At 74.4% G+C, this 18,114-nt stretch carries 22 protein-coding genes and 2 pseudogenes; 10 read left to right on the top strand and 14 right to left on the bottom strand.

Annotated elements, in window-relative coordinates; genetic code table 11:
* Positions 1–141 precede the first annotated feature (141 nt).
* From ABD353_RS18135 to ABD353_RS18125, 3 genes are all read right to left on the bottom strand, one after another.
* Positions 142–639 (bottom strand): P-loop nucleotide/nucleoside kinase family protein, encoded by a 498-nt coding sequence (locus ABD353_RS18135; protein ID WP_344624659.1) that lies wholly within the window; start codon positions 637–639, stop codon positions 142–144.
* A 144-nt stretch (positions 640–783) separates the two neighbouring features.
* The gene (locus tag ABD353_RS18130; RefSeq protein ID WP_344624658.1) at positions 784–1,200 is read right to left on the bottom strand and encodes a VOC family protein; all 417 of its coding nucleotides are present in this window, start codon (positions 1,198–1,200) and stop codon (positions 784–786) included.
* A 37-nt stretch (positions 1,201–1,237) separates the two neighbouring features.
* A complete protein-coding gene (locus ABD353_RS18125) occupies positions 1,238–1,630 on the bottom strand; it encodes a helix-turn-helix transcriptional regulator (protein ID WP_344624657.1) in 393 nt (130 codons plus the stop codon).
* A gap of 175 nt (positions 1,631–1,805) precedes the next feature.
* Between ABD353_RS18125 and ABD353_RS18120 the strand changes: the two genes are divergently transcribed.
* On the top strand, positions 1,806–2,270 hold the full coding sequence (locus ABD353_RS18120) for an NUDIX domain-containing protein (RefSeq protein ID WP_344624656.1): 465 nt from the start codon (positions 1,806–1,808) through the stop codon (positions 2,268–2,270).
* A gap of 37 nt (positions 2,271–2,307) precedes the next feature.
* Here ABD353_RS18120 and ABD353_RS18115 read toward each other — a convergent pair whose 3' ends face one another.
* A complete protein-coding gene (locus ABD353_RS18115; protein WP_344624655.1) occupies positions 2,308–2,958 on the bottom strand; it encodes a class I SAM-dependent methyltransferase in 651 nt (216 codons plus the stop codon).
* 551 nt (positions 2,959–3,509) lie between these two features.
* Here ABD353_RS18115 and ABD353_RS18110 point away from each other — a divergent pair.
* Positions 3,510–4,658 (top strand): PP2C family protein-serine/threonine phosphatase, encoded by a 1,149-nt coding sequence (locus ABD353_RS18110; RefSeq protein ID WP_344624654.1) that lies wholly within the window; start codon positions 3,510–3,512, stop codon positions 4,656–4,658.
* Here the strand turns inward: ABD353_RS18110 and ABD353_RS18105 are convergent.
* Entirely contained in the window at positions 4,648–5,109 is a 462-nt protein-coding gene (locus ABD353_RS18105; protein ID WP_344624653.1) for a hypothetical protein, read from the bottom strand. The genes ABD353_RS18110 and ABD353_RS18105 overlap by 11 nt on opposite strands.
* A gap of 75 nt (positions 5,110–5,184) precedes the next feature.
* On the opposite strand from ABD353_RS18105, the gene ABD353_RS18100 reads away from it, so the two are divergent.
* The gene (locus ABD353_RS18100) at positions 5,185–5,817 is read left to right on the top strand and encodes a M15 family metallopeptidase (RefSeq protein WP_344624652.1); all 633 of its coding nucleotides are present in this window, start codon (positions 5,185–5,187) and stop codon (positions 5,815–5,817) included.
* 83 nt (positions 5,818–5,900) lie between these two features.
* Here ABD353_RS18100 and ABD353_RS18095 read toward each other — a convergent pair whose 3' ends face one another.
* On the bottom strand, positions 5,901–6,827 hold the full coding sequence (locus ABD353_RS18095) for a LysR family transcriptional regulator (RefSeq protein WP_344624651.1): 927 nt from the start codon (positions 6,825–6,827) through the stop codon (positions 5,901–5,903).
* A gap of 105 nt (positions 6,828–6,932) precedes the next feature.
* Here ABD353_RS18095 and ABD353_RS18090 point away from each other — a divergent pair, with 105 nt between their 5' ends.
* Complete coding sequence (locus ABD353_RS18090; protein ID WP_344624688.1) at positions 6,933–7,916, top strand: DMT family transporter; 984 nt, start codon at positions 6,933–6,935, stop codon at positions 7,914–7,916.
* A 31-nt stretch (positions 7,917–7,947) separates the two neighbouring features.
* Here ABD353_RS18090 and ABD353_RS18085 read toward each other — a convergent pair whose 3' ends face one another.
* Positions 7,948–8,832, bottom strand: a complete 885-nt coding sequence (locus tag ABD353_RS18085) for a LysR family transcriptional regulator (RefSeq protein ID WP_344624650.1) — start codon at positions 8,830–8,832, stop codon at positions 7,948–7,950.
* Between the two features lie 134 nt (positions 8,833–8,966).
* Here ABD353_RS18085 and ABD353_RS18080 point away from each other — a divergent pair, with 134 nt between their 5' ends.
* Complete coding sequence (locus ABD353_RS18080; RefSeq protein ID WP_344624649.1) at positions 8,967–9,326, top strand: carboxymuconolactone decarboxylase family protein; 360 nt, start codon at positions 8,967–8,969, stop codon at positions 9,324–9,326.
* 40 nt (positions 9,327–9,366) lie between these two features.
* Here the strand turns inward: ABD353_RS18080 and ABD353_RS18075 are convergent, their stop codons facing one another.
* Both ABD353_RS18075 and map read right to left on the bottom strand, forming a co-directional pair.
* Positions 9,367–10,185 carry a HEAT repeat domain-containing protein gene (locus tag ABD353_RS18075; RefSeq protein WP_344624648.1) on the bottom strand — a complete coding sequence of 273 codons (819 nt, stop codon included), beginning with the start codon at positions 10,183–10,185 and terminating at the stop codon, positions 9,367–9,369.
* Between the two features lie 71 nt (positions 10,186–10,256).
* Entirely contained in the window at positions 10,257–11,024 is a 768-nt protein-coding gene (map, locus tag ABD353_RS18070; RefSeq protein WP_344624647.1) for a type I methionyl aminopeptidase, read from the bottom strand.
* A 58-nt stretch (positions 11,025–11,082) separates the two neighbouring features.
* On the opposite strand from map, the gene ABD353_RS18065 reads away from it, so the two are divergent.
* The 4 genes and pseudogenes from ABD353_RS18065 to ABD353_RS18050 all read left to right on the top strand — a co-directional run bounded on the left by ABD353_RS18065 (position 11,083) and on the right by ABD353_RS18050 (position 13,908).
* A complete protein-coding gene (locus ABD353_RS18065; RefSeq protein WP_344624646.1) occupies positions 11,083–11,358 on the top strand; it encodes a helix-turn-helix domain-containing protein in 276 nt (91 codons plus the stop codon).
* 160 nt (positions 11,359–11,518) lie between these two features.
* A complete protein-coding gene (locus ABD353_RS18060) occupies positions 11,519–12,319 on the top strand; it encodes a hypothetical protein (RefSeq protein ID WP_344624645.1) in 801 nt (266 codons plus the stop codon).
* A 49-nt stretch (positions 12,320–12,368) separates the two neighbouring features.
* Positions 12,369–13,453: pseudogene (locus ABD353_RS18055) on the top strand (IS256 family transposase); the annotation flags it as partial.
* Positions 13,454–13,524: 71 nt separating this feature from the next.
* Complete coding sequence (locus ABD353_RS18050) at positions 13,525–13,908, top strand: VOC family protein (RefSeq protein WP_344624644.1); 384 nt, start codon at positions 13,525–13,527, stop codon at positions 13,906–13,908.
* 280 nt (positions 13,909–14,188) lie between these two features.
* Here the strand turns inward: ABD353_RS18050 and ABD353_RS18045 are convergent, their stop codons facing one another.
* Positions 14,189–14,887: an SDR family oxidoreductase gene (locus ABD353_RS18045; protein ID WP_344624643.1), complete on the bottom strand. Its 699-nt coding sequence runs from the start codon at positions 14,885–14,887 to the stop codon at positions 14,189–14,191.
* 136 nt (positions 14,888–15,023) lie between these two features.
* On the opposite strand from ABD353_RS18045, the pseudogene ABD353_RS18040 reads away from it, so the two are divergent.
* Positions 15,024–15,293 (top strand): annotated as a pseudogene (locus tag ABD353_RS18040) (transposase); the annotation flags it as partial.
* 166 nt (positions 15,294–15,459) lie between these two features.
* On the opposite strand, the gene ABD353_RS18035 reads toward ABD353_RS18040, so the two are convergent.
* From ABD353_RS18035 to ABD353_RS18020, 4 genes are all read right to left on the bottom strand, one after another.
* Positions 15,460–15,936 (bottom strand): iron chaperone, encoded by a 477-nt coding sequence (locus ABD353_RS18035; protein WP_344624642.1) that lies wholly within the window; start codon positions 15,934–15,936, stop codon positions 15,460–15,462.
* Between the two features lie 61 nt (positions 15,937–15,997).
* A complete protein-coding gene (locus ABD353_RS18030; protein ID WP_344624641.1) occupies positions 15,998–16,504 on the bottom strand; it encodes a pyridoxamine 5'-phosphate oxidase family protein in 507 nt (168 codons plus the stop codon).
* 515 nt (positions 16,505–17,019) lie between these two features.
* A complete protein-coding gene (locus ABD353_RS18025) occupies positions 17,020–17,349 on the bottom strand; it encodes a CsbD family protein (RefSeq protein ID WP_344624640.1) in 330 nt (109 codons plus the stop codon).
* Positions 17,350–17,401: 52 nt separating this feature from the next.
* Positions 17,402–18,010 (bottom strand): hypothetical protein, encoded by a 609-nt coding sequence (locus ABD353_RS18020; protein WP_344624639.1) that lies wholly within the window; start codon positions 18,008–18,010, stop codon positions 17,402–17,404.
* Positions 18,011–18,114: the final 104 nt, after the last annotated feature.

Here is an 18,114-nt window from a genome sequence, read left to right as displayed (position 1 = left end):
AGGCATCATGCCGTCGGCACCGTCGCGGGGGAACGCCCGGCCCGCCCCCACGGCCGACGGCACCCCGGAGTGGCGCCGGCCGCCGCCGGACACGGCGTCAACAGCCTCCGACCCGGGCCGGGGTGGCGCGGCGGGGACCGGTCAGTGCTGCGGCAGGACCTGCTCGCCCTCGCCGACCGGCTCCTCGAACGCGGACAGGTAGCGTGCCAGCAGCCGCTCGTCCACGGTGACGGCATCGGCGCCGACCTCGCGGTTGCGCACGGCGAGCCGGCGTTGCAGCGTCGCCCGGTCCGCCTTTAGGTGGACCAACTCCCAGCGGCAGCCGTGCTGTTCGATCAGCGCCTTGTAGTCCTCGCGCGCGGCCCGGCTCCAGAAGCTGTAGTCCACCACCACGTTCCGGCGCGCCCGCATCAGCTGGATCAGTTCCTGCCGCTGCTCGCGGCGGACCTCCTCCTTGAGCGCGTCGAACGCCGCCTCCGCCAGCACCAGGCCGGCGTCGCGCTGCCCGAGCCGCTGCCAGACCACCTCGTCGATCGACAGCCGGACGTACCCGCGGCGGACCAGCGCCCGCGCGTACGTGGTCTTGCCCGCCCCGGGGAGACCGCACATCAGGACCACCGTGCCCGTGGGCTCCACCATGCGGCCACCCTAGTGCCCGACCGGACGACCCGTCAGCCGAGTTGCCCGCAGGCATGAAGGCATGAAGCCATGAGGGCCCGCGGGCATGCGGACGGCCCGGCGGTGCCGTCTCCGGCCGCCGGGCCGCCCACGCCGCGTCAGGTGCTACCGAGTGCGGGGCTGGGTGAAGCGCAGCATGTTGCCGGACGGGTCGCGGAAGGCGCAGTCGCGCACCCCGTACGGCTGGTCCATCGGCTCCTGCAGCACCTCGGCGCCGGCCGCGCTGACCCGCTCGAAGGTGGCGTCGCAGTCGTCGGTCTGGAAGATGACCCCGCGCAGCATGCCCTTGGCCATCAGCTCGGCCACCGTCTGCCGGTCGGCCTCCGAGGCGTTCGGGTCGGCGAGCGGCGGCTCCAGCACGATCTCCACGTCCGGCTGGGTCGGCGAGCCGACCGTCACCCAGCGCATCCCCTCGAAGCCGACGTCGTTGCGAACCTCCAGGCCGAGCGCGTCGCGGTAGAAGGCGAGCGCCTTGTCGTGGTCGTCGACGGCGATGAAGCACTGCGAAAGCTTGATGTCCATGGCCCACACGCTACGGACCGGCGGCCGATTGTGCTTCTCAGTTCCTGATCGGCCGGGTGTGCATCTTGGCGACGCACGCAGGGATCGGCGCCCCCGGGTCGTGGTCGCGGGCCCGGTACGCGCTCGGGCTCTCGCCGACCAGCTCGGTGAACCGCGAACTGAACGAGCCCAGCGACGTACAGCCCACCGCCATGCAGACCTCCGTCACCGACAGGTCGCCGCGCCGCAGCAGCGCCTTCGCCCGCTCGATCCGGCGGGTCATGAGGTAGCTGTACGGCGTCTCGCCGTAGGCCGCCCGGAAGCTGCGCGAGAAGTGGCCCGGCGACATCAGCGCGTCGCGGGCCAGGGCCGGGACGTCCAGCGGCTCCGCGTAGTCGCGGTCCATGCGGTCACGTGCCCGGCGCAGCCTTGCGAGATCGGCGATGTCCACACCGAGCACCGTACAACGTGCCGCCGACACCGAGCGGGCCGTTGAGAGCGACGCGGGCCGTCGCCCCGCCGCGGATTGCCCCGCACCGCCCGGACGCGGTGGAATCGCCGCAGGGACGCACGGTGGCCGCCACCGGCCGCGCCCGCCGGAAGGGCACACCGCACAGGGGGAGAGCATGGCCGACAGCAGCCGCGGATTCGTCAGGGACGCGCGCGGATGCCGCCACTGGGGACCGCACGGCGCCGCGGGGCTGCTGCTGCTCCGGGGCGAGGACCTGCTGCTCCAGCGCCGCTCCTGGCGGGTCCACCACGGCCGTACCTGGAGCATCCCCGGCGGCGCCCTGGAGGCGGGCGAGAGCCCCTGGGACGGCGCCCGCCGCGAGTTCGCGGAGGAACTCGGCAGCCTCCCCGCCCTGCGCCGGCTGCACACCTTCGTCGACGACCACGGCGGCTGGGCCTACCACACCGTGGTCGCCGAGGCCCTGGAGCCGTTCCGCCCGCGCCGCGGCGACGGCGAGGCGGCCGCCCACCGCTGGTGCAGCCGCACCGAGGTCGCCGGGCTGCGCCTCCACCCCGGATTCGCCGCCGCCTGGCCGCAGTTGGCCGCCGGGCTGGACGGCCTCGACCGGCAGCACGGCTGACCGGCGGCCCCCGGAGGTCCGTTCACGCCCCGGGTGTTCACGCCCCGCCCGGGGCGCCGTCCGCCTGCAGCACCAGACTGCTCCAGCGCACGCCGTCCCGGCCGTGCAGGTCGGGACGCTCCGAGCAGTGCAGCGGCCGCAGGCCGTGCGTCCGCCCCGCCGTGACGGTGTCCGCCGCCGACACCTCGAACATGCGCCGCCCGGCGGGCACCGGGCCGTGGCGCAGCTGCAGGAAGAAGCGGCCGCCGGGTGCCAGCAGTCCGGCGATCCTGGCCAGGGCGTGCGAGCGCTCCGCGGCGTCCAGGTGCATCCAGACCGCGGTGGCGAAGACCGCGTCGAACCGCCGGCCGTCCCCGGCGGAGGCCAGCTCGGGCAGGCTGTCGTCGGCCCAGTCGATCCCGGCGCCGGGATGCAGGCGCCGCCCGTGGCGGCGGAGGGCCGCCGTCGGTTCGACCGCGAGCACGCGGTGGCCGCGGGCCGCCAGGGCGGCGGCGTCGCGCCCCGTCCCGGCGCCCACGTCGAGCACCCACCCGGGCCGGCCCGGCACGAGGTGCAGCACCTCGTGGTGGACCTGCTCGAAGGTGACCTCCTCGTACTGCACCGCCAGCGCGTCCGCCGCCTCGGCGTAGCCCGCCGCGCCCGGCACCAACCGGCCGCCCCCGCCCATCGCCGCTCCTTGATCGCCCATGGGTAGCAGGCTAGGCCCACCCTTCCGGCCCGCCGTCGGCCGCCCCGCCGCGATGAAGGAGGTGTGAATAAGGACTTTCTTCACTTATGCATAGATTTCATGTTCTGAAACTCTTGGTATGGAGACATTCGCAGGGGCGGGAGAGAGGAGGCCGGACCCATGCCCGGCAGTCCGGTGACGAGCGGCAGGGCGGTCGGCACGACCCGCCCCTTAGGTTCGACGCGTGCCCTGCGGGCCGTGCTCGCCGCCGCAGCCTCGCTGTGCGTCCTCACACCCGTCCTGCACGGCTCCGCCGCACCCGCCGCCCGCGCCGAACTCGGCCTCGGCCCCGCCACCGCGGCCCTCGCCCAGGTGCTCGGCATCGCCGCCGCGCTCGCCGCCATGGTGGCCACCGGACGCGCCGCCGACGCCTTCGGCAAACGCCGCGCCCTGCTGGGCGCCCTCGCGACCGTGTGCACCGGCGGCCTCCTCCTCGTCACGGCCCAGGCCCCCTGGTCCTACGTCCTCGGCCGGGTCCTCGTCGACAGCGGCGCCGCTGTGCCGCGTCCCCGGTGCACCCGGCGGCCGACCAGCTCGGCGAGGCCGCCGCGCAGGCCCTGCCGTACGCCTCGGCGCTGCCCACCGCACCCGGCCTGCGGGGCGCCGACGAACTACTGTGGCTCGGCACCGCCGTGGTCGGCGCCGCGGCCGCCGTCCTCGGGCGGCCCGCCGTCTGCCTGGCCGTCGCCGCGGCCGCGGGCGCCCAGTACCTGCTGCTCCTCGCGCTCTCCAGCGCGCACCACGCCGACCGGCCGGTCGCCATCACCGCCGCCCTGGTGGTCGGCGCCCTCGCCGGGCTCGCCGCGTGGCTGCGCAGCCGCCGGTCCGAACGGCTGGCCCGCACCGAGGAGACCTCCGCCGCCCTGCAGCACGCCGCCCTGCACCCCGTGCCCGCCCGCCTCGGGGAACTGCACCTCGCCGCGCTCTACCGGCCCGCCACGGCGGACACCGGGATCGGCGGCGACTTCCTGGAGGCCGTGCACACCCCGTACGGCACCCGGCTGCTGATCGGCGACGTCCGGGGCAAGGGGCTGCAGGCGGTGCAGACCGTCACCGACCTGCTCGGGTGCTTCCGCAGCCAGGCCCACGAGACCGCGGACCTCGGCGAACTCGTGGCCCGGCTGGACCGGCAGGCCGTCCGCGCCGCGGCCGCCCGCGGCGACGACGAACTGTTCGCCACCGCGCTCGTCCTGGAGCACCGCGGCGGCAGCACCGTCGACACCGTCAACTGCGGGCACCTGGCGCCGCTGGCGGTCGGGCCGGCCGGCGCCCGCGAGGTCGACGTCCCCGCCCTGCTGCCGCTCGGCCTCGGCGCCCTCGGTAGCGGAGCCGCACCCGCGGCGACCCGGATCGCCGTGCAGGACGGCGAGACCCTGGTGCTGCACACCGACGGCCTGAGCGAGGCCCGCAACTCCTCCGGCGAGTTCTACCGCTCGCCGAACGCCTCTCCGCGGCGCCCGTCGGCCCCGACGGCGTGGTGCGCCACCTCGCCTCGGACGTCGGCGACTGGACCCACCACCTCACCGACGACATCGCCGTCATCGCGCTCACCCGCCCCGCGCCCGCCCCGGCCGACCCGGCCGTGGTGGCCGCCTGACGCGTCTGACCGCCGTCCGGGCCGACCGCGACTGCCGCGGGCCGGCGGGGCGGTCAGTGCGTGACCGCGCCGACGCTGCGGACCCAGACGGCGAAGGGCTCGGGCTCGGGCACGGGCACGGGCACGGTCTCCGAGGGATCGTGCACCTCGTCGAGGTCCGGCCAGGGGACCAGACCCGGCGTCAGGTCGCCCAGGAACGCCTCGACGACCGGGCCGAGATCGTCGGAGGGCACGTACGCCCCGCCGAAGGGCAACGCGTCCGCGGCCACCGAACCGGTCGAGCACCGGAGCTGCCCGGCCTGCTCGTCGTGCCACACGTAGAAGGTCACCACCCCCGGGAAACCCATCCCGCGGACGCGGCGCCGGATGCACTCGGCGGTCCTTTCGAAGGCGGTGACCACCTCCGGCACGGTCAGCGCCCGTCCGTCCTCCTCCTCCGCACCCAGCCACCAGGTGTTGGTCCGCCACTCCACCCGCCGGTCGTCCGGCTCCAGCACCAGTGGTTCGTCGGCCACTTCGGCAATCCATCTCAGCAACATCCCAGCAGTGTCCCGCCCCGGCCGGGACACCGGGCCCTACGCTCGGGAGCCATGATCCTGCTGAGCGATCCCCGGGTTGCCGAAGTCCCCGTTCACGAGTGCGGCGAGCCGCTCGTGGAGATCTCCTCCGTTCCGGCGATCGCCCTGGACCCCCGGGAGCGGGACGCGGCAGGGACGTACGGCCGGGTCAGGGCGGGTGCGCTCGAACGTCTCCGCTCGGCGGCCGGGACGCTCCCGGACGGTGTCGGGCTCCTCGTCGTGGAGGGGCACCGCAGCAGCACCGAGCAGGCGCGGCGGTTCGCCCGCTACGAGGACCGCCTGCGCCGGTCGGGCATCACGGACCCCGTCGAACTGCGGCACCGGGCCAGTGCCTTCGTCTCCCCGGTCGAGGTGGCGCCGCACTGTGCAGGGGCCGCCCTCGACCTGACCCTCGTCGATGCCGAGGGGGTCGAACTGGACATGGGCGGGGCCGTCAACGGCCACCGCAGCGGGGACGAGCGCTCCTGCCCGCTGGACGCCCCGGGACTGTCCGCCCGGGCCCGCCACAACCGCGACCTGCTGGCCCGGACCATGAGCGGGGCGGGTTTCGTCAACTACCCCACCGAGTGGTGGCACTGGTCCTACGGCGACCGGTACTGGGCGCTGATCACCGGGGCCGCCTGCGCCGACTACGGACCCGTCTGACCTCCTGAGCCGCGTACGGATGCCGCAGAGGTGCCCCCACGCGCCCCTGAGTTGCCCAACCGGGCGCCCCTGGAAGACGGCTCCTACGGCGCTGGCGGGTCCGCTCGGTCGCTGCCGCGGACGGTGTCCGCCGCCCGGACCAGGGCGGCCAGGACGGTGCGCACGGCCAGCCGGGCGGTGCGCTCGGGCCGGTGCAGGACGTCGACGTGGCGGCTGGCGTGCACCCCGGTCAGCGGGCGGAGCACGACGCCGGGGTGCCGCCGGGCCGTCCAGCGCGGCATCAGCGCCAGCCCGCCGCCCGCCGAGACGACCTCCGCCGCGACCGTGAACTCGTTGATCCGGTGGACGATCTCGGGCTGCCTGCCGGCCACCGCCGCGATCGCCTCCACGGTGGCCAGCAGCGGGAAGCCGTCGTGGACGGTGATCCACGGCAGGCCCGCCACGTCGTGCGGCGTCAGCCGGTCCCGGGCCGCCAGTGGATGCCCGGCCGGCAGCGCCACGTCGAGCGGCTCGTTCAGTAGCGGGGTCACCGCCACCGTGCCCGGCCAGTGCGCGGTGTGGTCCAGCCGGTGGGCCAGGACGAGGTCGTGGTCCCGGGTCAGCCGCGGGAACCGCTCCTGCGCGACGTCCTCGTCGGCGAGGGCGAGCCGCGGGAAGTCCGCCTCGGCGGCCGACTGCCGCAGCAGCAACGGGAAGAACGCCGCACCCGCACTGTGGAACGCCGCGACCGACACCAGACCCTGCGGCTGCTCCACGAACCGGTCGACGGCGTGCCGGGCCCGGGCCAGCGCCGCGGACACGTCGATCGCCGCGTCCGCCAGCGCCCGCCCGGCATCGGTGAGCACCAGCCGCCGCCCGGCGCGCTCGGTCAGCGGCACCGGCACCGATCGCTGCAACAGCCGCAGCTGCTGCGACACGGCCGACGGCGTCACCGTCATCGCCTCCGCGACCGCAGTGACGCTGCCGAGCTCGCCGAGCTCCCGCAGGACCCGCAGTTGGCGTTCGTCCATCCGCACAGTCTAGGCCCGACCGTGTAGGCCTTGCTAAAAGATCGTTTCAGTAAGTGGTCCTTGGCTTCATAGTCGCACTCCGGCAGCGTGGTGGCCGTGCCCACCGTGCCTGACACCCGCCGTACCGACCTGGTCCTGCTGCTCGTCGCGATCGTCTGGGGTTCCAGCTATCTCGCCGCCAAGGCCGCGACCGGGGCCGTCCCCGTCCTGACCGTCCTCTTCGTGCGCTACGCGCTCGCCGCGCTCGCGGCCGCCGCCGTGATCGCCGCGGGCGCCGCCCGCAGCTCCCGCCGCAGCACCGGCCGTAGCGCCCTGCTGCGCACCCACCGCCGCGGCCCGGCCCGGCCCAGGCCCGCCGAACTGCGGTACGGCGCGGTGCTCGGCCTCACCCAGGCCGCCGTCCTCGCGATCGAGACCTACGGCGTCGCCCACACCAGCGCCGCCAACGCCGGACTCATCATCAGCCTCACCATCGTGCTCACCCCCCTCCTCGACGGCGGCGCCGGCCGCGGCGCGCTGCCGGGCCGGTTCTTCGCCGCCGCCGGGCTGTGCGTCCTCGCCGTCGGCCTGCTGATGTCCGGCACCGGACTGCACACCCCCGGCCTCGGCGACCTGCTGATGCTCGCCGCCGCGGTCGTCCGCGCCGGACACGTGGCCCTCGTCGGCCGCCTCACCGCCGGCCGCGAGCTGCGCCCGATGCACCTGACCGCCGTCCAGACCGTCGTCGGCACCGTCCTGTTCGCCGCCCCCGCCGTCGCGGGCCTGCCCGGCCTCGCGCACGCGAGCGCGGCCACCTGGGGATCGCTGCTGCACCTCGCCCTGTTCTGCAGCGTGTTCGCCTTCCTGGCGCAGACCTGGGCGGTGCAGCGCAGCTCCGCCAGCCGGGCCAGCCTGCTCCTCGGCACCGAACCCGTCTGGGCGGTCGCCGTCGGCATCGGCCTCGGCGGCGAACGGCTCACCGCACCCGCCGCCCTCGGCGCCGTCCTCATGGTGGCCGGCACCTACTGGGGCCAGGCCGTCGAACGCGCCCACCGCACCGCACCGCCGGCCGCCGCCGACCGCCCCGCCGAACCGGTGCCCACCGCCTGACCGGTCCGCGGTCCGACGCCCCGGCCGGCGGCTACGCCCGGGCGTCCCGGGACACGGCGGCCAACGCCTCGGCCAAGGCCTCGACCAGGGCGTCGACCAGCGGATCGGTGCAGTCCGCGGGCCGGGCGGCGACGATCCGGCTCGGCGGGTGGCCGTCCACCGGCACGAACGCCACCCCGGACCGTGCGTGCCGCACCGAGGCTCCCGCCGGCAGCAGGCCCACCGCGCCCTCCCACACCACGCTGTGCAGGCACTCCTCGACCGAGGCCACCACCGGGCCCGGCGAGTCGTCCTCGGCCGCGAGCCAGTAGGCGCGCCACCGGGCGTCCGTCCCGGGCGGCAACCGGAACCGCGGCCGGCCGGCCAACTCGCCGACGTGCAGCCGCTCACGGGCCGCGAGCGGATCGCCGGCCGGCACGGCCGCCACCACCTGCTCCACCCCGAGCGGACGGATGGTCAGGCCGGCGGCGTCGAAGGGCAACCGGGTCAGCGCCACGTCCACCCGCCGCTCCCGCAGCCCGGCACTCGGGTCGGTCACGGGCGCCTCCCGCAGCCGCACCCGCAGCCCGGGACGGCTGCGGCGCAGCGCCGCCAGGGGCGCCGGGCCGACGTCCAGGCCCGCACCGGCGGCGACACCCACCACCAGCACCCGGCCGGCCCCGGCGCCGCGTACCCGCTCCCGGGCCCGCTCGGCCCGCTCCAGCAGGTCGCGCGCCTCCACCAGCAGCACCTCGCCCGCCGGGGTGAGCCGCGCCCCGGTCGGGATCCGGTCGAACAGCCGGCAGCCGAGGTCCGCCTCCAGGTCCCGGATCCGGCGGCTGAGCGGCGGCTGGGCCAGGTGCAGCCGGGCCGCCGCCCGGCCGAAGTGGCCCTCCTCGGCCACCGCGAGGAAACAGCGCAACGCCCGCAGGTCCATGACCGGCCACGATACCGAGAACGGAACCGGAGGCCCGGAACCGGTCTTGGACGGGCACCGGCCGCCCCGGGTGAGGTGGTGGGTGACGGCGGACGACAGAGCCCGCCGACACCCGTCGAACGAGGAGTCCAGACGTGTACGAGCACCCCGACGACCTGCACCGCGCCCGCTCCGTGGGCCGGGCCGCCCCGGCGGAGTTCGCCGCCTGGCTCGCCTTCCAGGAGGCCGTCGACCGGGAGGACGGCGCCGTACCGCGCCGCTACCGCGAACTGATCTCGGTGGCCGTCGCCCTCGTGACCCAGTGCTCCTACTGCCTGGACGTGCACACCGCCGCCGCCCGCCGACACGGCGTCAGCGCCGAAGAACTCGCCGAGACGGCCTTCGTGACCGCCGCCGTCCGCGCCGGCGGCACACTCGCCCACGCCCTCCTGGCCGACCGCCTCTACGAGCAGCACGGCCGGCACGCCCACCCGGGTGCGGCGGTCCACGGCTGACGGGCGCTCGGAGCCCCCGGGGGGCCGTGTCCGCCCGGGATCAGCGCTCCCCGGCGGCCAGGGCGCGGAGGGCCGCGGCGGCCGCGTTCCGGACGGTCGGGAAGGCGTCGTGCGCGGCCGACTGCCGCAACCGCTCCACCGCCTCGTACGCGCCGACCCGGCCGAGCGCCGTGGCGGCGCGGGCACGGACCCGCTCGTCGGGGTGGGCGAGGGCGCGCTGCAACAGCGGGCCCGCCGAGGGGTCGCCGCGCAGACCGAGCGAGGCCGCGGCCTCGGCGCGGGTGCGGGAGCACGGATCGGAGAGGAACTCCGCGAGCACCCGCACCGCGCGGTCCGTCCCGCAGTCCGCCCGTCCGAAGAACCAGGCGAGCGACTGCCGCAGCCGGCGGTCGGCCTCCCGCGTCCACGGCACCGACGGGACCAGTGCCGCCACCGCGGCCGGGCCCGCCGCGACCAGCGCCCGGCTCGCCGCCTCGTGCACCCGCCGGTCGTCCACCGACCCGGTGAAGACGGCCACCAGGGTGCGCACCGCACCGGGGCCGGGGCGCAGGACGGCCAGGGCGTCGAGCGCCACCAGGGCGACCGGGCGCGGCGCCGCGCAGAGGCGGACGAGCAGCGGGACGAAACGGTCGTCGGCGACCCGGACGACCGCCCGCGCCAGCTCCTCGTCCCAGGGCACGTCGGCCGTCGCGGCGGGCCGGTCGACCCGGTCGAGCAGGTCGAGCAGGGCGTCGACGCGCGCCGGATCGGTGCGCCGGCACAGCCCGAGGACGTGGGCGCGGGCCGCGGACGGGGAGTCCGGTGCCGGCGATCGGTGGAGGACGGTGCACCTGTCCCCGGACGGCGGTTCTTCTGGCACGGGTGCGATCCAACCCGCCCGGAACACGGTCGCGCAAAGGGGATTCCGGCCCGCCCGGCCGTCCACGGGGGTCAGGGGAGGGTCAGGATGCGCGGCCCGTCCTCGGTGACGGCGACGGTGTGCTCGATGTGGGCCGCGCGGCTGCCGTCCGTGGTGAACAGCGTCCAGCCGTCGTCGCCGGTGCGGTAGTCGTCGCGGCCGCCGGCCATGAGCATCGGCTCGATCGCCAGGACCAGGCCGTGGCGCAGCGGGAATCCCCGCCCGGGGCGGCCCCGGTTGGGCAGGTGCGGGTCCTCGTGCATCCGGCGTCCGATGCCGTGGCCGCCGAAACCCTCCGGCATGCCGCAGCGGGCCCGGCGGGCGGCGGTGCCGATCGCGTGGGAGATGTCGCCGAGGCGGCCGCCCGCCACCGCGGCGGCGATGCCCGCGTCGAGGGCCCGGCGGGTCGCCTCGATCAGGGCGAGGTCGGCGGGCCGGGCGGTGCCCACGGTGAAGCTGACGGCGGCGTCGCCCGTCCAGCCGTCCAGCTCGGCCCCGCAGTCGACGCTCACCAGGTCGCCGTCGCGCAGCCGGTACCCGGTCGGGATGCCGTGCACCACGGCGTCGTTGACGGAGGTGCAGATCACCGCCGGGAAGGGCGTCGGCGCGAACGAGGGCCGGTACCCGAGGAACGGGGAACGGGCCCCGGCCTCGGCGAGGACGCCGCGAGCCACCTCGTCGAGCTCCTGCAGCGACACGCCCGGACGCGCGGCCGCCTGGACGGCCTCCAGCGCCAGGCCGACCACCCGGCCGGCCTCGCGCATCGCGTCCAGCGCCGCGTCCGACTTGATCTCCACCATGCGCGTGACTCCCACCCTCGTTGGACCCAATACTTATACCGGTATTAGTATCACGGTCATGGTGAGGACTCCGTTGACCCCGTGGGAGCGCGAGCGCGGCGAGCGGTTCGGCGCACTGCTGCGCCGGGCCCGCGGCGACCGCAGCATGGTGGAGGTGGCCGCCGCGGCGGGCGTCTCCGCCGAGACCCTCCGCAAGATCGAGACCGGCCGGGCACCCACCCCCGCCTTCTTCACCGTCGCCGCCCTCGCCGCGGCGCTGGACATCTCCCTCGACCGCCTGGCCGCAGCCTGCGCCGAGGACGAGGACGGCCACGACGAGGCACTGTCGGCCTGAACGGACGCCGGACCCGACATGGGCCCACGAAGCTCAGAAGGCGCTCAAGTCCGGTGTCCAGCGGGGGAGTCGAGGGCATCCGTCGGTTCGTGGCCGTGGTCTCTCCACCGTCGGATGCACCCCGCAGACCGGCACCACGGTCCGGCTCCGGAGGCCGGCGATGGGAACGATCTGGACGGTCTGCTCGGCGGCCGGCGTGCTCCTGGCCGCGCTGCTGCGGTGGCTGCCCGTCCGTGGGCGGGCGGAGGGCCTGGGGGCGGTGCGGCTGGCGGCCCTGCGCGGCGGAGGGAAGGCCGCGTTGGCGGTGGTCGTCGTCGAGTACCGCCTCGCCGGGGCGCTGGACGCCGACCGCGGGGGACGGCTGCGGCTGCGTGGCCGGGTCGACCTGCCCGCCGAACCGACCCCCGTGCACCGCGCCGTGCGCAGCGGCCTGGCCAGACCGCTCGCTCTTCCCGACCTCGCCGGGCGACCCGCCGTGCAGCGGGCCCGGCGCGAAGTGCGCCGGGACCTGGCCGGCCGTCACCTGGTCTGCGGCGCCGCCAGGCTCGCCGCGGCACGCCTGATCTCGGAGGCCGCCGCCGGTGCCGCCGTCGCCGCGATCCTCCACGGTGCCGCCGTACCCGGCGCGCCGCTCGCCGCCGCGGCCCTCGTCCTCCTCCTCGCCGGACCCCGAACCGTGGCCGGACGACGCGAACTCGCCCGGCTGCGCCGACTCCACCCACTGCCACCGGCCCCCGCCGCCACCACCCGACCGGTGGACCGACCCGGAGCCGCCGAGGAGGCGGCCCTGCTCGTCGCACTCCACGGCCGACGCGCGCTGCGCACCCTGCTGCCGGTCTTCTCCGCCGGGACGGGACTCTTCGGCGGCCGGACGGCCCGGGACGTCGTCAGCCGCTCCGACGAGGCTCACGGCTTCCACCACGGCTGGATCCCCGGCTCCGGCACGGGCAACGGCCCCTGAGGCGGCAATTCCGGGTGGCCCGGGGACGAGGCGGCGTGCCGGCGATCGTGTGGTCCGCAACGGCCGCCACCAGCCCCGCACCGTTGTGACGGCGGCCGGGCCGGTCGAGGTCACCGCGCCCCGGGTGAACGACCGCCGCGTAGACGAGGCCGGTGAGCGCGTGCGGTTCTCCTCGAAGATCCTCGCCCCGTGGTGCCGCAAGTCCCCGAAGGTCTCCGAGGTGTTGCCACTGCTCTACCTGCACGGCCTGTCCTCCGGGGGCTTCGTGCCCGCGCTGGAGCAGTTCCTCGGCTCGGCGGCCGGACTGTCGCCGGCGACGGTGACCCGGCTGACGAAGCAGTGGCAGGACGACCACGCCGCCTTCCAGGACCGGGACCTGTCCGACCGCGACTTCGTCTACGTGTGGGCCGACGGCGTGCATCCCAAGGTTCGGCTCGGCCAGGCGCGCAGTTGCGTGCTGGTCCGGCTCGGGGGCCGCCTCGACGGCACAAGGGACTGATCGCCATCGCGGAGGGGCTGCGTGAGTCCACCGAGTCGTGGGGGGACCTCCTGCACGACTGCCGTCGACGCGGCATGCGCGACCCCGAGCCGGTGGTCGGCGACGGCGCGATGGGCCTGTGGAAGGCCCTGGCCGAGGTCTTCCCCGCCGCAAGGCACCAGAGGTGCTGGGTCCACAAGGCTCGAAATGTCACGAACGCTCTGCCGAAGTCCACGCAGCCGGGCGCGACGAAGGCGATGCAGGAGATCCACAACGCCGAGGACCGAGCGCACGCGGAGCAGGCGATCGAGGCGTTCGCGAAGACCGACGGGACGAAGTGGCCCAAGGCCGTCGCGAAGATCACCGAGGACTGGGAGGAGCTGCTGGCGTTCTACGACTTCCCGGCCGAGCACTGGATTCACCTGCGGGCCACGAATCCCATTGAGTTCACGTTCTCCACGGTCAAGCTGCGGACCAAGGTCACGCGTGGCGCCGGCAGCCCGACCGTGGCCCTCGCGATGGTGTTCAAGCTGGTCGAGTCCGCCCAGGACCGCTGGCGGGCGATCACCGGCGCCCATCTGGTCGCGCTGGTCCGCTCCGGCGCCAGGTTCGAGAACGGCGTCCTGGTCGAGCGCGCGGAGGCCGCCGCTGTCTGATGCCGGGCGGTTCTCGACGAATGCCCGGTCAAGCACACGACAAGGTCGTGATCATGGGGCAGGCTACTGGCATGAGATCTCGAACCGGCGGCATGTGGTGGGGAACGACGATCGAGGCGCCGGACCCCAGCGGTCTGGCGAAGTTCTACGCTGAGCTCCTTGGCTGGCACATCGGACACGAGGAACCTGGAACAGCCATCGTCGCCGCCTCCCCGCAAGGACCGTTCTTCGTCTTCCAGCAGGCGGAGGGCTATCGGGCTCCGGTCTGGCCTCCGATCGCCGGGGAACAGCGCCCGATGATGCACTTCGACTTCCAAGTCGGCGATCTGGACTCCGCCGTTGCCGAGGCGGTCACCTTGGGTGCCACCGTCGCGGAGTCCCAGCCGCAGGAGAACGTCCGGGTGATGTTCGACCCCGCCGGACACCCCTTCTGCCTGTGCTTCGACGAGGCATAACCGGCCGCCCCGGCCCGGATCGGGACCGGAAGGCCGGAAACGCGAGCGTTCAGGGGGCATACGTTGCGCGATCCACAACTCTTGACCATTGTTCGGCCCACCGTCCCCTTGCGTTGTGGGATGACCTCAAGTCCAAGCCAGATGATCAAGGCAGCGGCGGTAACGGTGCTCAGGAACGCCGCGGGGTGGTGGCCCGGATCCGAAGGCGCCCCCGGCCCGCGCAACACCATGCCTGGCGGGGCCAAAGGCGCCTTCCCGTAAGACCCTTGGGAGCTCTGCCTCAGCCGACCTGCCCCGTCGGCCGGACCGTGATGTGGTTGATGTCCACGCCCGCGGGCTGGTTGACGGCGAACACGATGGTGTCCGCGATCTGCTCGGCGGTCATCGTGGCGGCTGCCTCGGGGGTGCCGCCGCGGCCGTGCCAGAAGGGGGTGTCCACGATGCCGGGGGCGACAACGGTGACGCCGACCCCGTCCTGGCCGACCAGGAGGCGGGTGTTCTCGGCGAGGGCGTGGGCGGCCCACTTGGTGACGGAGTAGAGGTTGCCGGGGGTGTGGCGGACGCCGGCGACCGAGCCGATGATCACGATTCGGCCCTTGGAGGTCCTCAGGTGGGGCAGGGTCTCCTGGATCAGCAGGGCGGGGCCCAGGACGTTGGTGAGGATCATGGCGCGCATGTCCTCGGGGGCGTGGGTCTCCAGGTTGCCGGGCAGGGAGAAACCGGCGTTGGCGATGACGTTGTCCAGCCGGCCCCAGGTGTCCAGCACGTGGCGGACGGCGGCGGCGACGTCATCCGCTTCGCCGGCGTCGCCGGTGATCGTCAGCAGCCGCTCGCCCGCCCCCGCGGTGGTGGCGAAGGCGGCCAGCTTGCCCGCGTCGCGTCCGGTGACGGCCACGCGGTGGCCCTGCTTGAGCAGGGCGCGGGCGGTGGCGGCGCCGATTCCGGTCGAGCCACCGGTGATCAGCGTGACGGGTTCCATGGGACGGCCTCCTCGGCGACGGGGTCATCGGGGCGAAGCGCCTGCACTATACCCAGCGATCTTCGACGCTCGCTCCCGGCTTTCTCCGACGACTCCGCTCATGACTGTGGGTCAGGAGTCAGGCAGTGCCCCGCCGATCAGTCGAGTCGTTGACAGGACTGGCGAACACAGGGGTGATCTGACTGGCCCCCAGTGGGAGCGACTTGAGCCGCTTCTGCCGGTGAGAAACCGACGCCGTGGCCGGTGGCGGGACCACCGGCAGGTAATCGACGGAGTGCTGTACCGGATCCGGACAGGTGTGCAGTGCCGCGATCTGCCGGAGCGCCGCGGGCTGTGGAAGACGGTGCACGAGCGGCATCGCCGCTGGTCGGCGGATGGCACCTGGGAGTTGCTCCTCCAGCGGGTGACCCCATGGGTTCGCCGGGCCGGCGCGGGTGGGGCCCGCCGCCGGTCGGAGGACTGCGCCGGGGCGGCAGGCCTGCCCTCACCGCCTGATCGAGCGGCCCGACGACCCCCCACGACGACAGCCTTGGGAAACCCCGGTCCGCCGGTTCGCCGTGCAGGGCCGGGCCTCAGCCCGCGGCCTTGGCGATGAGCTCGGCGATCCGGGCCTCGGCCTCGGGGGTCGGTTCGGTCAGGGCGTAGGCGGTGGGCCACATGGCGCCCTCGTCGAGGGTGGCGAGGTCGCTGAAGCCGAGGGTGGCGTAGCGGGTCTTGAACTTCTGGGCGCTCTGGAAGAAGCAGACGACCTTGCCGTTCCTCGCGTACGCCGGCATGCCGTACCAGAGCTTCGGGGCGAGGTCCGGGGCGGCGGAGCGGACGATCTCGTGGATCCGCTCGGCGAGGACGCGGTCCGCCTCCGGCATCTCGGCGATCTTCGCGAGGACGTCCTGCTCCGCGTCGGCCTTGGCGGTGCGGGGACTGCGGCGCGCGGACGCCTTGAGCTCCTTGGCGTGGTCCTTCATCGCCTGGCGCTCTTCGGGCGTGAACCCGTCGAACTTCTCCTCGGCGGCGCTGCTGCCGGGGGCGGACTTCTTGGTGTTCGTCATGGGAGGCGTCCTCTCGTGAAAATGTCTGACGGGCGATCAAGGTTGGTGCTGTGTAAGACGGTCAGGCGAGCCAACGGCCGTCGCGCATCAGGGTACGGCCGGACAGTTCGTCCGCCTCACGCCAGGCCTGGATGCGGTGCGGCCTGATGCGGAACCAGCGGTACGGCGTGGTGAGGGTACGCGGGTCGAAGCCGGTACGTGCGGCGAACCGGTCGCCCTGTTCCTGCGGCAGTGCGTCGATCTCGAGGACGTCGACGTCGCCGTCGATCATCGTCACGTCGCGGGTGGGGCCGAGGCCGAGCCTGGCCGTGCGGGTGGCGGCCAGGTTCCTGCCGGTCGGGCTGTCGGCCGGGGTGGCCACGAGCAGCGCCGCGCCGTCCCAGTCGAAGGAGAGCGGCACCAGGTGGGGATCGCCGTCGGCCGAGGCGCTGGCCACCCAGACGTCGACGTCGTGGGTGAGCCGGTGCTCGGTGTCCCGCCGGCGCCGGTCGCGCGGCCGGAGCCCGGCCGCCGTCGGCTCCTCGCCCGTCCGGGCGGACTGCCGCCCCGGATCGCCGGTACCGCCCATACTCGCTCCCGAGGTCGTGGCCGTGATCGCCCGGGCCTCCGCCGGGCCCGATCGCCGTGGTCACAGCCTCTCCCGACCGGTGTGCCCTCCGCCTCCGTGCTGACCACGGAGAGCACCACGGAACGCGCCACGGAGAGCAGCACGGAGAGCGGTACGGAGTGCGGTACGGAGGTGCGGCGCGCGGACCAGGTCGGTGGGCGGGAATCCGGAGGGTGCGGAATTCACGCGCATCGGGAGTTCTTGTGAGGCCTCGCCGCCCACCATTGACAGGTGCTCTACACGGGTTGCCAGCCTGACGCACCGCGAGGTCGGCCGGATCACCGTCGGCTCCGGACCGCGCGGGCTCGACATCCTGCCCGGCGACCGCCACATGCCGGTCTCCAACTCCGGCTCCAACACCGTCTCCGTGGTCGACCTGGAGTCGCACGGGGCGCTCACCCGGATCGCCGTCGGCCGCGACCCGCGGCACACGACGATCGTCGGGGACGGCGCCTACGTCTCCCTCCGGGCTCCGGCTACATCTCCGAGATCGACATCTCCGGGCTGAGGAAGAGCGACGCCTCGGACGTCCGTGAGATCGCGCGGATCCGCATCCAGGAGAACTCCCACCCGGTTTCGCGAGGGCGACGGCTGAGGGGGGCCAGGTGCGGACACCTCGGCGGCGGTGCCGTCCGGGGAATGCCGCCGTCCTTCGCCTTGGCGCCGGCCTGCTTGGCGGCGCCCTTCATCTGTTCGGCGCGGCCCTCGGCCTCCAGGCTGCGGTTGCCGGTGGCGGCGCCGGCGGCCTTCTTCGCCCCGCCCTTGACTTCCTCGGCCTTGTGCGCGGCCTTCTTGCCCATACCCATGGCTGATCTCCTTCTCGTGCGTGTCGTGACGTGGTGACAGTCGCCGCCGGCCTCACTGGGAGGCGGAACGGTGCCCGATCAGGTGGGGCGCGCGCTGTCCGTCGGGCTCCGGCTCGCCGTTCGCGCGAGCGTTGCCGTCGCCCTCCGGGGGCATCGGGGCCACGCGGGTGCCGGCCGTCTGCTCGTGGAAGGAGCGGGGCTGATCGCTCATCAGCTCGTCCCGCTGCCGGGCGAGGGCGTCGCGCTGTTCGGCGAGGTCGTCGCGCTGCCGCGCGAGGTCGTCGCGTTCGTCGGCGATGCCGTCCCGGCCGGCCGAGGTCGCCTCCGCACGTGCGGTGTCGCGTTGTTCGACCAGGTCGTCGCGGCCCTCGGCGACGGCCGCCGTTTCGCGGCGGGAGTCGCGCAGTCCGTGGCGTGCCTCGCTGCCGCGACGCGAGGTGCGGCGCGCGCCGGTCAACAGGAGTCCGAGTCCGAGCATGCCCGCCGCCCCGACGATGATTCCGAAGAGGAAGAGTGTGCCGGTGGAGCCGGTCATGTGATGCCCGAAGACCGAGAACGAATTCGTGAGTTCGTGTACGGCGCCGGTGTTGGTGAATATTCCGGCGACTGCGACAACGGTCGCGGCCGCCAGAACGAGAAGTCCGAGAAGGACAAGGATCATGGCAACTCCAGACGATCTACGGTGTATACATACAGCTAACTCCTGGAGTAGGGTAATAGCTACACCGTAGGTCTACGAACTTCAAGTTCGTCGGCGGTGGCCGA

The sequence above is a fragment of the Kitasatospora arboriphila genome (assembly GCF_039528095.1).
GTDB lineage: Bacteria > Actinomycetota > Actinomycetes > Streptomycetales > Streptomycetaceae > Kitasatospora > Kitasatospora arboriphila.
Note: the sequence above shows the minus strand (reverse complement) of the source record. Positions and strands in the feature narration are given on the sequence as shown.